We start from the raw sequence: 12,469 nt of genomic DNA on the forward strand, positions 1-12,469 counted from the left end.
ACACGTGCAAAAGGCTGAAAAGCTTACAACCACTATGCTGTAAGCTTTTCAGCCTTAACGCGTCGCGGAAGTCCCCAGCTTCTCTGCGTTCGCGGAGCGTGTCGCAGACAGACGCTAACGCGAACAATGTACTCATAACGTGGGCATTGTGAGCGGGGGATGTTCGCGAACAGCGCCACGAAGTGAGGATTGCATCCAGTATTGTTTTTTGGCGTCAGCAAAAACAAATACGCTTATGTATGACGAAGCGCAAAGTGCGGTCTTGGGGTCTCCCCAAGAGGAGCAACTTTGAAAGACAGCGGCAAAATTTGCTGATAGAATTATTAGGTCTTGACCCGCCGGGTTCAATCTAACTCTCGGCGTCCTTCCAACGCCCTCGCCAAAGTTACCTCATCTGCGTACTCCAAATCGCCACCCACAGGTAAACCAAAAGCAATCCGCGTCACCTTGGTAAATGGTTTTAGTAGCTGACCGATATACAGTGTTGTTGTCTCTCCTTCTACACTCGGACTAATTGCGAGAATTACTTCTTGAGGTTTTTGCTGACTCACCCGACGCTGTAAAGCTAGTATAGTCAACTGATCTGGTCCAATTCCATCAATTGGCGAAATCACCCCACCCAAAACGTGATACTTCCCTTTGTATTCGCGGGTTTTTTCCAGCGCAATCACATCGCGGGGATCTGCTACAACACAGATAGTGTTGTTGTCACGGTTGGGATTGCGGCAAATTTCACAAATAGGTTCAGCAGATAAGTGAAAGCAAACAGAACACAAGCCTATCTGTTTTTTTGCCTCAATTAAAGCTTGTGCCAAAGCTTCTACTTCTGCTTCTGGCCGCTTCAGAATATGCAAAGCCAGTCGTTGGGCACTTTTGGGACCAACTCCCGGTAGGCGTTGCAATTGTTCAATTAACCGTGCTAAAGGGCGTGCGTAAACCGTTGTCTTGTCTCCAGAATGTTTTTACTTTAACTATGATGACATTTTTACCAAAATATAAAAGACAATACAGAGGTAGCCTAATGAGGCTTACCTATTCAGATGGGAATGTTTGGATTCGATCCTGGCGTGCATCGGTTATTTACCCCTGCTAGACTGTTTCCAGACAAAATCCAATTCGGCAGTGAAGGGTCAGTACAGCTAATTTTAACTATAACAATTTTCCCTGCCTTCGATTTTGTATTGAGTAGATCACCTTTGGATAAACTTGTACCCTCTGCCACCTTTTGGAACTGACTTCCAGGTTGCTTTCGTTCTACTGTGGCATATTTTATACTTTGTATCTGCCCGATTTTTTGGCAAGATGCGGCAACTGCTTGCATTCCAGTTACATTTATATTCCCACTCATCCACCACACAAAAATTGCAAAGATTAGGGTTAAAACCTTCAAAATATAGAATTTATATTGCATTATTAATCATCTCCTTTTTTAGCTTCCAAACACGATTTTTTGAGATAAGACTTAGCCCAAGCATATCGTTGTGAATCTTTTCTCAGTAAATATTCTGCTGCTTCATGTCGTTTATTCTCATCTTTTGTACTCCTGACTACTCGTTTTCTCTCATCATCTATATCTTCCGGTTTAGCACCGCGTTTAATTGCTTGTTCATACCAATAATCTCCTTTTGGATAGTCACTTTTGTCATAACATATAGCACCCATTAAGGTATAAGGTTGATGACTATCAGGGTGATATTCCATAGCTTTTTTCGCACAAATCTCTGCATCAGCTAAGTTACCCATATCCCTGAATGCTGCACCTCTAGTAACTGAAATTGCTGACTTTAGCTTGCTTTCTCTGATTTGGTTTAAGTCTAAGTTAGTAAGTTTTAATGCCTGTTCCGGTTCATCTGCTTTGCGCCAATAACTACTAGCGGTGGGAATATCCCATTTATTTCCAGTGCGGTGAAATTCCTGCTCATAAAACTCTGCTTCTAGCCTGTAATACGCAAGAGCAATTTTCCCGCCAGGAGATAATAGTTCCTCTTCCATAAGCTGCAAAACCAACTTAGGATCTAGCCGTTCTTTTTTCTCTAATTTGACCATGATCGCGTAAAATGGCTCTAGCGCAAGTGAAAGATATATCAATCTATATTTTCTCTTGAGAATAGCGAAGTGCTTTTGTTGAGCGAGAATAATGATATCTTCACGTCTATTATTTTTCAGCCAATCAATTTCTGATTCATTAAGTAGTTCTCCTAAATCGATCTTAGATTTTAGGGTAGAGGCGTATTTTTCATTTGCAATTTCTATAATCTCATTCAGCTTACGTTTTTTGAGAAAGTTAATATCCTGTTCGCCTAACTGATTGGACAACTCAAGCCTTTTGAGAATTTTATACAAGTGACTCTTAGGGGATGAATCCTGATACTCAGTTGCTTTATACTTAGCTTTCAAAGCAGCAAATTCTCGTGTTTGTTGCAATTCTTGAGCAATGGTAATTGTTTCGCTAAGTCCTTGCTGTTCCAGCCAGTTAATTTCTAACTCATTCAAATTATTTTGAGTGTCAATGTTTTGGAGTATTAGATATAGTGGACTGGATAATGATAAATCAGAGTGTAGATTCGCTTGATATTTCTCTCTTAACTGAGCAAAGTGAGTTTCTTTTACTGACTCTTGTTGTTTAAAAATTTCTGCTGTTTCCAAGAGTTGGTAATTGATCAAGCAATTATATTCAGAATTACTTAAACGTTCTGTTAACTCTAATTTTTTGAGTATTTGATAAAGTGGACTATCAGGATATGAGTCTTGATACTGAGTAGCTTTATATTTAGATTTAAGTTGACTAAATAGTTTTACCTCTTGAGCAATTTTATTGGTTTCATATAAACCATTTGCTCTTAGCCATTTAACCTCTGAATCAGTAAGGAAATTTCCTGACTCCAGTTTCAAAAGAATGAAATAGAGATGACTAGATTGCCAGGAAACGTTATAATTTGTAGCTTTATACTTAGACTTTAATTTGGAGAATTCAAATTCTAGATTTCCGAATTCTTGCACTCTATATTGCTGTTCTTGCTTGATAACTTCTAAAGTCTCCTCAAGCTTAGACTCTTCCAACCAATTGGATTCTAAGTCGAGGAGTTCAACTCCTAAGTCAAGTTTTCGTAGTATGAGATACAGCAGACTAGCGGGTGATGAATCTTGATATTGAGTTGCTTGATACCTGGACTTTAAAGCAGTAAAGTGTTTTAACCGATTTTGAGACTCTTTAGCCATGTTGATAGTAGATGCGATCGCACGTAGTTAAATGTGTTATCCGCTACTATAGCAATACCAATAAAAAAGGGCGAGTCAGACACCCACCCCCGAAGCATAAATATTTTCTGAAAGTCAAAATATAATCCCTACAATACCTTACACTGTGCATAATGCCGTAACAAATGGTCACACAACACCAGCGCCACCATCGCCTCAACCATTGGAACTGCACGGGGTAACACACAAGGATCGTGTCGTCCTTTGGCAGCCAATAGGGTTTCTTCACCTTCACGAGTTACTGTTTTTTGCTCTTTTCTAATTGTCGCCGTCGGCTTAAACGCAACTCGTAAAATGATATTTTCGTCGTTGGAAATTCCCCCCTGAATACCACCAGAACGGTTAGTTACTCTGCGAATTTCACCATTTTCATCTACAAACGAGAAAACGCCCTCCGTTACCAGAGGGCGCTTTCTCATTTAGCTAAACTTCAGGATTAACCGTTGATAGCAGGAGCGGTTAGAGCTACAGGAGCAAAATCACCAGCAGCCAAATCTAGAGGGAAGTTGTGAGCGTTGCGCTCGTGCATTACTTCCATACCCAGGTTAGCGCGGTTGATGACATCTGCCCAAGTCGCAATTACACGACCTTCAGAGTCAATGATTGATTGGTTGAAGTTGAAACCGTTCAAGTTGAACGCCATTGTGCTGACACCCAAGGCGGTGAACCAGATACCGATTACAGGCCACGCTGCTAAGAAGAAGTGCAGTGAGCGGCTGTTGTTGAATGAAGCGTATTGGAAGATTAGACGACCGAAGTAGCCGTGGGCTGCAACGATGTTATAGGTTTCTTCTTCTTGACCGAATTTGTAACCGTAGTTTTGTGACTCGGTTTCGGTGGTTTCACGAACTAAGGAAGAAGTTACAAGTGAACCGTGCATTGCAGAGAACAAACTTCCGCCAAATACACCTGCTACACCTAATTGGTGGAAGGGGTGCATCAAGATGTTGTGTTCTGCTTGGAACACGATCATGAAGTTGAATGTTCCGCTTATTCCCAAAGGCATACCATCTGAGAAGGAACCTTGTCCGATGGGGTATACCAAGAAGACTGCGCTAGCTGCTGCTACTGGTGCAGAATAGGCGATCGCAATCCAAGGGCGCATACCTAAGCGGTAGGATAGTTCCCACTCACGACCCATGTAGCAGAATATGCCGATGAGGAAGTGGAAAATTACCAATTGGTAAGGACCGCCGTTGTACAACCACTCATCTAAGGAAGCTGCTTCCCAAATGGGGTAGAAGTGCAAACCGATAGCGTTGGAGGAAGGTACTACTGCACCAGAGATGATGTTGTTTCCGTAGATCAAGGAACCTGCAACAGGTTCACGGATACCATCGATGTCTACTGGAGGTGCTGCGATAAAGGCGATTACGAAGCAAGCGGTAGCGGCTAGTAGGGTGGGGATCATTACTACCCCGAACCAACCGATGTAGATGCGGTTATTGGTGCTGGTGATCCATTCGCAGAATCGATCCCATACGTTGGCGCTTTCACGACGTTGTAAGGTTGCGGTCATGGTTTTATGATTGCGGTTATTTATGAATCAGGCGGTTTTGTCTTTGCCTGTGAAACTACTTTACACTGCTTTACAATTTTTAATCAAGTTTTGTTACTTCAGTAAAGCGGATATAAGCTATTAGTTTTACTTATTTAAAAGCAAACAACGACGTCGGAATACGCTGAAGTCTTTAAAACTTGGAGTCTAGAAAAAATTAACCCTCAACTTACCACTGGGGGGTTTTTGTTTGGCAAAATGGCATATCTGTAAATTAGAGGGTTGCTATGGTATTGGAGTAGGATACATTCCATGCGAAAAAGTACTGACTTGCATTACCCCTGGTAGTTAGCCAGGGGTTTTTATTTAAACTGAGTGCGATCGCTCTTAAATAGGACTTACGCAAAACTACACGCTGTAGGGGCAATTCATGAATTGCCCCTACCTAAAAATCAGGGTTTTAGCTATTGTTTGCGTAAGTCCTGTTAAATATTCTTTTGACATTTTATATAAACCATATCTATCTTGAAACCTGTAGCTTTTCCCTGATCAAAAGGATTTGCCCTCATCCCCCAACCCCTTCTCCCATATCTGGGAGAAGGGGAACCAGAATTTCAAAGTCCCTCTCCCAGATATGGGAGAGGGATTTAGGGTGAGGGCAAAAACTACGGTTCTCAATTTAGATGAGGTTTAAGTGATTCTAGACTTCCCTGCTTTTCGGAATTAATGAGAGATAGCGGTTTTAATTCAACCAGGGAACTGACAATAAATATAAGCTTATATGCAAGTGGAAAAATCAAGTACAACGAAATTAACGATGACAGACGCTAAAAACGTAATTGATGGAAACCTAGAGATTTGCTGTATTTCTCCCATGACTGGGTTTCACCGCGACGGTTTTTGTCGTACAGGTGGTCAGGATTTCGGGTCGCATGTCGTATGTGCCCAAGTGACATCAGAATTTCTGGAGTTCACCAAATCACGTGGAAACGACCTCAGTACAGCTGTTCCTGATTTTAATTTCCCTGGATTAAAGCCTGGCGATCGCTGGTGTTTGTGTGCTTCTCGCTGGCAAGAAGCTCTCGAAGCTGGCGTTGCTCCACCCGTAATACTTTCAGCAACCCATGCTAGAGCTTTGGAAGTGGTTTCTCTAGACGAACTGAAAAAATACGCTCTAACTTCATCTTGATTGGGCATTGGGAAAGAGGAAAGAGGAGGCAGGAGGCAGAAGTTCTTTAATTTTGAATTTTGAATTTTGAATTGATTTCCCCCTCATCCTCCCCACTCCCCACTCCCGAGTTCTAATACATTTGCAACCGCAGCAATCAATTTATTTGGGTCAATTGGCTTAGATAAATGTTGCTGAAACCCTGCTGCAAGGGCTTCTAAGCGGTCTTCTTCTCGCGTGTATGCTGTTAAAGCGATCGCTGGGATGCGTCCACCTTTTTCTGGTTCCAAAGAGCGTAGTTTCCGAATCAGTGTATAACCATCTTGCTCTGACATACCGATGTCGCTAATTAGAATATCTGGTTTTGCTTGTTCAAGTACTGCTAGCGCTTCATCAACTGATGCTACCGCAGTGGCAAAAGCTCCATACTCCTCAAACATAAAACTGAGAAAGTTACGGGTATCGGCTTCATCATCTACAACTAAAACCCTTAATCCAGCAAGGGGCGTAGAAGCCACAGGTGAGGAAATTTGTCCTGTGGCTTCTCTATTCCCTCTATTGTTTTGTAGAAGTGGCAGTCTGACTGTAAAGGTTGCTCCCTCTCCAGTACCTAAACTTTGGGCAAAGATTGTACCTTTGTGCAGTTCCACTAGATGACGGACGATCGCTAGTCCTAGTCCTAATCCATTGTGCGATCGCGTTGTGGTACTGTCTGCTTGCCGAAAACGCTCAAATACTTTGGGTAAAAACTCGGAACTGATACCAATACCTGTATCGATAACTTCAATTTGGGCGTACTGAGATTTGGAATTTGGAATTTGGGATTTTAGATTACTGCTTTCATTAGTGTTTGAAGAGTCTAAGTTTTCACGATCAGATCCCAATCCCAAATCGTTTGACTGAGCGACTTGTGCCGAGCGGAGCCGAGGTAAGCCGAAGTCTGAAATCGAAAATCCCAAATAGTTTGATAGCCTTACTTCCACCCTGCCACCTTTAGGGGTAAACTTAATGGCATTAGTTAGTAAATTCCAGACAACTTGTTGTAGACGGGCTGGATCGCCATAAACTGAACCCACCGAAGTATCCAGGAAAGTATTTAACTTAATATCTTTTGGTTCTGCTAGGGGACGCACTGCCTCTAAAGCTGCCTCCATGACTGAGAGCAGATTCACCGCAGATACATTTAACCGCAACTGACCACGGATAATCCGGGATACATCCAAGATATCCTCAATTAGTTGCATCTGAGATATGGCGTTGCGTTCGATCGCTTCCAAGGCGCGGGAAGTGGCTTTTTCGTCAAGTTTCTTGGCGCGGAGGATTTTTGACCAGCCCAGCATCGAGGTTAGGGGTGTGCGGAGTTCGTGGGAGAGAACAGCTAGAAACTCATCTTTCATCCGATTTGCGGCTTCTGCTTCCTGTCTTGCTGTCTGTTCTCGAATCACTTGAGCGCGGACTTCTTCTGCTTGCTTGCGTTCAGTAATATCTTCAAGGGTACCTACATAACCCAGCAATTCTCCTTGACTGGAAAGCATTGGTGATGAGCGAACTTGAACCCAACGGATGCTAGAACGAGTAGTTTGAAAGCGAAATTCTTCCGAATAGTCCCGACCTTCACAAATGTAAGCAGACCAACTAGCGATCGCTCGTTCTCGATCTTCTGGATGAACAGATTCCAGCCATCTCTTTTCTAAACTCTCTGCCGCTTTCAAGCCACAAATTGCCTGATAGCGGGGATTAGTATATTTACAGCCGCCTTCAGTATCAGTTTCAAAAATACCAATGGGTGAGCAGGTACTTAGCGATCGGAATCGTTCTTCACTTTGCCTGAGTTCTGTATTGACAGCTACTAGTTGCGCGGCTTGTTGCTTGACGGCTTCTGTTTTCTTAAATAATTCTACAAATACTGTGACTTTAGAAGTCAAGATATTGGGGTCTAGTGGTTTGAGCAAATAATCAACAGCACCCAAGGCATAGCCTTTAAACAGCATTTGGTCGCTGGTGCTAAAGGCGGTGAGAAAGATAATTGGAGTGTGGCGCGATCGCCCCCGATTGCGAATCAAGGTAGCAGTTTCAAAGCCATCCATCCCAGGCATTTGCACATCCAGCAAAATCACTGCAAAATCCTGATGCAGCAGACACCGCAAAGCTTCTTCCCCAGAAGTAGCTCTTACGAGATTCTCCCCTAGTTTTTCTAGGATTGCCTCTAGTGCCAGCAAATTTTCTAGTTTATCATCCACTAGGAGGATGTTTACTTGGGCTTCCATCTGCATCGGTTTATTTCGGTGATAAATTACAAAGCTTAACCATTTGGAAAGCAATGTTTGATAGTGTCAAAATCCAGTCTACTGTAACAGCAGAAATTGCTGCCTCTGGCATAACGTCGCTCTCGGCTGTGGCAGGTTCTTGTACAATAGTAATTCCTCCCTGTGCTTTTATTTTCTTAAGACCTTGCATACCATCGTGGTTTGCTCCTGTCAATATTATACCAATAACTTGTTCCGTGTAGACATCAGCAGCCGACTCAAACAGCACATCAATAGATGGTCTGGCATAAGAAACAGGCTCATCAGTGGAAAGGGCAAAGTGACCTGGTTCAACAAGTAAATGGTAATCTGCTGGAGCTATGTAGATATATCCCGATAGTATTTCGTCCTTATCTTCTACTTCTCGAATTTTCAATAAAGTGGATTCTTGTAATAAATCCTGGAGTGTGTTAGTAGACTCCTTGTGACGGTGTTGCACGATCGCGATCGGCACAGGGAAATCTACTGGTAAATTGCCCAGGACGATTTTCAATGCTGATAATCCGCCTAAAGAAGTACCAATTACCACAATTTTAAACGACACTTATTTCGCCCTCACACCTGCAAAATGTGGGTGGGTTATGTAAATAGCAAAGGCTATTTAATACTGAATCAGTCAGTATTTTCTTGCTCCTTTACTCTTATACCAATTCTGTATGAAGATGCGCCAAACTACATGAGGAACGAACTGCATTCGCGCAGCGTCTCGTCAGATCTGACTTTTCACGTTATGTGGAAAAGTCCACCAAAAACCTAACCCCCTAACCCCCTTCCCTAGGCAGGGCTGATTCATTCCCCAAAAGACCTTAATTTACAAGCGTATCAGTCAAAAAAATCAGGTTTTTAAACACTCTAATTGGGTCAAAAACCAGGCGATCGCACTTAAATTTACCGATTGAAACAGTAATTTTTCGATTACCAACTCACTAAATTTTCTGGTTGATACTCTTGACAAAATTCTGATCTGAACGAATGAAACAGCCCTGCTTCCCTAGGAGGGAAGGGGGAAAATTCAAAGTCTCTCTCCTAAAAGGAAGAGAGAAATAGAAGTGAGGTTTTCCAGATGCTGCTGAATTGTCAGCTCGTAAGAGTTGGGCGCATACTCCTAGGTCGAAGCAAGCTACGCGCAGCGTCTCGTAAGAGTTGGACACAAAGAGAGAGAAAGAAGGAAAGAAAATTTGGCGCAGCCTCACAAAGAAATGGTATTACCAGTAACCCATGTTTAGGTGCAAAAATCATTGTGATGACAAACAACAAGGTTTGCAACACCGCAATGCAACCCACAGTTGCACCATCGATATGATATATAGGAATCCGGTTTGATTTCTGAAAAAAATTAAGTATTTGTAGGGTGCGTTATGACTTTATAGCGGTTCTCGTTTACGTGAGGTACACCCGTAGGGGCACGGCACTGCCCATTGGTGTCAACTTAAGCAAAAAATCCAGATTAAATATTTTTGTTATTTCCGTCACAAACAAATATTTTATGATTGTGAAATACTTTACAGACAAAACTGTTATTCAGGTTTTTTCGTATTTAAATTAATGCAAAAATAAATACATTTTGTAAATATTCATTTGTGAGACAAATAACCTTTAAAATTTTAATATTTATTGTTTTGACAATTCATAAAAATTTACTTAAGCTAAAAGATAGGTTAAGCGAATCAACAAACGATAGCAATTTGATTTAGCTCCATCCAGAATTGCTGTTGCAGACTATTGGCATGAGGAAATGAATCAAAATCAAAATTATTCTATGTAGGCAATTTAATCAGATTTGGCTACAAAAAGCTAAGACATGATTAAGCGTATTGCATCGTGCAGATATTGAACATATTTCGGTCAATTATGGATGGATACTTATGGTGATGTTAGTGAGTATCCATCAACTATTGAAGTTTGAGTAGGGATTTGAGATTTTGGATTAGGCTCTTTTGGTTTATATCTCGTCAGGGACGGAATAAATCTAAAATCCAAAATTGATTGGCCAAAGTGCGGTAGATATTTCCAGGAGAAGACGATGCTTGAGTATTTTACATCTTTGAACGACCACAATTTACCTTATCCAGATACGGTTCATCCCATCGTTGTCCACTTCGTAATAGCGATGGTGTTGTTTTCCTTTTGCTGTGATGTAATTGGCTATTTTACTGGTAAGCCTGGCCTTTTTGAGGTGAGTTGGTGGAATATGTTAGTTGCCACGATCGCCATCTTCGTCGCGATCATTTTTGGTCAATTTGAAGCGGGGTTAGCACAGCCTTACAGCCTAGCTAAATCGGTGCTGAATTTGCATACCCTAATTGGTTGGTCACTTTCGGGAATCATCACGGCAATTACAGCTTGGCGCTACGTAATTCGTGCCCGTAACCCGCAAAAAGTACCAATTTATTATTTGGGAGCCGGACTAATTTTAACCCTGATAGTTGGCTTACAGGTATACCTCGGAGATGAACTTGTTTGGGTGTATGGATTGCATACCGTGCCAGTTGTGGAAGCAGTAAAGGATGGTTTGTTGCGATGAACTCAGAATTGATTAACCAATTAAGCGACTCTCTAAGCGCAAACGGATTACCTTACACAATTCCCATTCATCCCAACTTAGTGCATCTGACAATAGGTTTGTTCATCATTGGGATGACCTTTGATATTGTTGGTGTTCTGTTCCCCTTTGAAAAATGGGTCTTCAAATTTTTGGCAATTACTGTGGAACGTAAAAACTTATTTGATGTTGGCTGGTACAACATGTTAGCTGCCAGTATCATCACATTTTTCACGGTGGCAGCAGGTTTTTACGAAATGCTATTAGCAACACCACCAGCTGATATGAAAAGTGCCTGGGGATTACAGGCAATGGAAACTATGCTTTGGCATGGTGTGGGTGGTGTGTTCTTATTAGCCCTGATTGTTGTCATGACCATCTGGAGAGCATGGCAGCGCTTCGTTTGGGGCAAACAAGAATACAAACAGACAGATAGAGAAGTGCAATGGCTCTATCTGTTTGCAGGCATAGCAATCATGTTGATTATGTACGTCCACGGGACACTAGGGGCGCAAATGGCTGCCGAGTTTGGCGTACACAATACAGCAGATAATTTGCTGCGATTAGGCCAAGACCTCAACACAACACTCAAGTAAGTCATTTGTCAATTGTCCTTTGTCATTTGTTTAAAGTTACTAACCATCGACCACTGACTAATGATCAATGACTAATGACCAATGACCAATGACTAATGACCAATGACCAATGACTAATGACTAATGACCAATGACCAATGACCAATGACCAATGACTAATGACCATGAAAATCCAGAAGATTTTAAATATTTTGACGCTGCTTACAGGCGCGATCGCAGTGACTGTTATCAGTCTCTGGATCGGCAAGCAGTCTTACTCCTGGCTTCCCCCCCAAGCAGCAGCCGAATCCCAACTAGTTGATGATTTGATTAGCTTCTTAGTAACCCTTGGTGCCTTCATCTTCTTGGGAGTCACAAGTACTTTAATGTATTCTGTGATCTTCCATCGGGCAGTCAAAGATGACTTCACCGACGGTCCCCCAATTCATGGCAATGTCACCCTAGAAGTTATCTGGACAGCAATCCCAATTCTGTTAGTGTTGTGGATTGCGAACTACAGCTACCAAGTTTACGAACAAATGGGGATTCAAGGCCCATCGGAATTAGTTCACTTGCATAATCCCTTGAGAATGGAATCTGCTTATGCAGAACCAAAAAAGTTACCCGTTAACGCCTTAGCAGAACCCGTTGAGAAAATCGACGTATTAGCTAAACAGTGGGCATGGGTTTTTCATTACCCAGAGAGAGATGTCACCAGTACAGAATTGCATTTACCGAGCGATCGCCGAATACGTTTAGCGCTAAAATCACAAGACGTTCTCCACGGCTTCTATATTCCTGCATTCCGCCTCAAGCAGGATATTATTCCCAACCACGCCATCGACTTTGAATTTACTCCCATCCGCCCCGGCAAATACCGATTAACCGATTCCCAGTATAGCGGTACATACTTTGCCACCATGCAAGCGAATGTAATTGTTGAATCTCCTGAAGATTATCAGCAGTGGTTGGCACAAGCTGCAACCCAAAAGCCATCTCCAGCAAAGAATCAAGCGGCTTCTGAGTATGCTCAAACATCCCATCAATCAGTTCAAACTGGTTGGGTTACAGTTCCACCTGCTGCACCTCCTCTAGTCAATTCTCCTGGTTGAAAGGAAAGTA

General features: G+C 42.2%; 10 protein-coding genes and 1 pseudogene. 4 read left to right on the forward strand and 7 right to left on the reverse strand.

All coding sequences use genetic code 11. From position 1 onward, the window contains the following. Nucleotides 1-344: 344 nt before the first annotated feature. The 5 genes and pseudogenes from recR to psbA form a co-directional block, all read right to left on the reverse strand. Nucleotides 345-902, reverse strand: coding sequence for a recombination mediator RecR (recR, locus tag V7K97_RS17870; protein ID WP_334802353.1), 558 nt, complete (start codon nucleotides 900-902; stop codon nucleotides 345-347). Nucleotides 903-1,036: 134 nt separating this feature from the next. After that, a complete protein-coding gene (locus tag V7K97_RS17875) occupies nucleotides 1,037-1,411 on the reverse strand; it encodes a hypothetical protein (RefSeq protein WP_334802354.1) in 375 nt (124 codons plus the stop codon). Between the two features lie 2 nt (nucleotides 1,412-1,413). Continuing rightward, nucleotides 1,414-3,219 (reverse strand): hypothetical protein, encoded by a 1,806-nt coding sequence (locus tag V7K97_RS17880; protein ID WP_334802355.1) that lies wholly within the window; start codon nucleotides 3,217-3,219, stop codon nucleotides 1,414-1,416. A 128-nt stretch (nucleotides 3,220-3,347) separates the two neighbouring features. Next, nucleotides 3,348-3,638, reverse strand: a pseudogene (locus tag V7K97_RS17885) (chorismate synthase); the annotation flags it as partial. A gap of 56 nt (nucleotides 3,639-3,694) precedes the next feature. Continuing rightward, on the reverse strand, nucleotides 3,695-4,777 hold the full coding sequence (gene psbA, locus V7K97_RS17890) for a photosystem II q(b) protein (RefSeq protein ID WP_334802356.1): 1,083 nt from the start codon (nucleotides 4,775-4,777) through the stop codon (nucleotides 3,695-3,697). A gap of 796 nt (nucleotides 4,778-5,573) precedes the next feature. Here psbA and V7K97_RS17895 point away from each other — a divergent pair. Further along, nucleotides 5,574-5,945 (forward strand): DUF2237 family protein, encoded by a 372-nt coding sequence (locus V7K97_RS17895; protein WP_334802357.1) that lies wholly within the window; start codon nucleotides 5,574-5,576, stop codon nucleotides 5,943-5,945. 83 nt (nucleotides 5,946-6,028) lie between these two features. Here V7K97_RS17895 and V7K97_RS17900 read toward each other — a convergent pair whose 3' ends face one another. Both V7K97_RS17900 and V7K97_RS17905 read right to left on the reverse strand, forming a co-directional pair. Beyond that, nucleotides 6,029-8,197 (reverse strand): hybrid sensor histidine kinase/response regulator, encoded by a 2,169-nt coding sequence (locus V7K97_RS17900; protein ID WP_334802358.1) that lies wholly within the window; start codon nucleotides 8,195-8,197, stop codon nucleotides 6,029-6,031. 4 nt (nucleotides 8,198-8,201) lie between these two features. Then, nucleotides 8,202-8,774 carry a chemotaxis protein CheB gene (locus V7K97_RS17905; RefSeq protein ID WP_334802359.1) on the reverse strand — a complete coding sequence of 191 codons (573 nt, stop codon included), beginning with the start codon at nucleotides 8,772-8,774 and terminating at the stop codon, nucleotides 8,202-8,204. Nucleotides 8,775-10,253: 1,479 nt separating this feature from the next. Here V7K97_RS17905 and V7K97_RS17910 point away from each other — a divergent pair. The 3 genes from V7K97_RS17910 to V7K97_RS17920 all read left to right on the forward strand — a co-directional run bounded on the left by V7K97_RS17910 (nucleotide 10,254) and on the right by V7K97_RS17920 (nucleotide 12,459). Next, nucleotides 10,254-10,754, forward strand: a complete 501-nt coding sequence (locus V7K97_RS17910) for a DUF2231 domain-containing protein (RefSeq protein WP_334802360.1) — start codon at nucleotides 10,254-10,256, stop codon at nucleotides 10,752-10,754. Next, on the forward strand, nucleotides 10,751-11,368 hold the full coding sequence (locus V7K97_RS17915; protein WP_334802361.1) for a DUF2231 domain-containing protein: 618 nt from the start codon (nucleotides 10,751-10,753) through the stop codon (nucleotides 11,366-11,368). The genes V7K97_RS17910 and V7K97_RS17915 overlap by 4 nt, the downstream gene beginning before the upstream one ends. A gap of 164 nt (nucleotides 11,369-11,532) precedes the next feature. Beyond that, entirely contained in the window at nucleotides 11,533-12,459 is a 927-nt protein-coding gene (locus V7K97_RS17920; RefSeq protein WP_334802423.1) for a cytochrome c oxidase subunit II, read from the forward strand. Nucleotides 12,460-12,469: the final 10 nt, after the last annotated feature.

This window comes from Nostoc sp. (genome assembly GCF_036917815.1).
In the GTDB taxonomy this organism is placed as follows: domain Bacteria; phylum Cyanobacteriota; class Cyanobacteriia; order Cyanobacteriales; family Nostocaceae; genus Nostoc.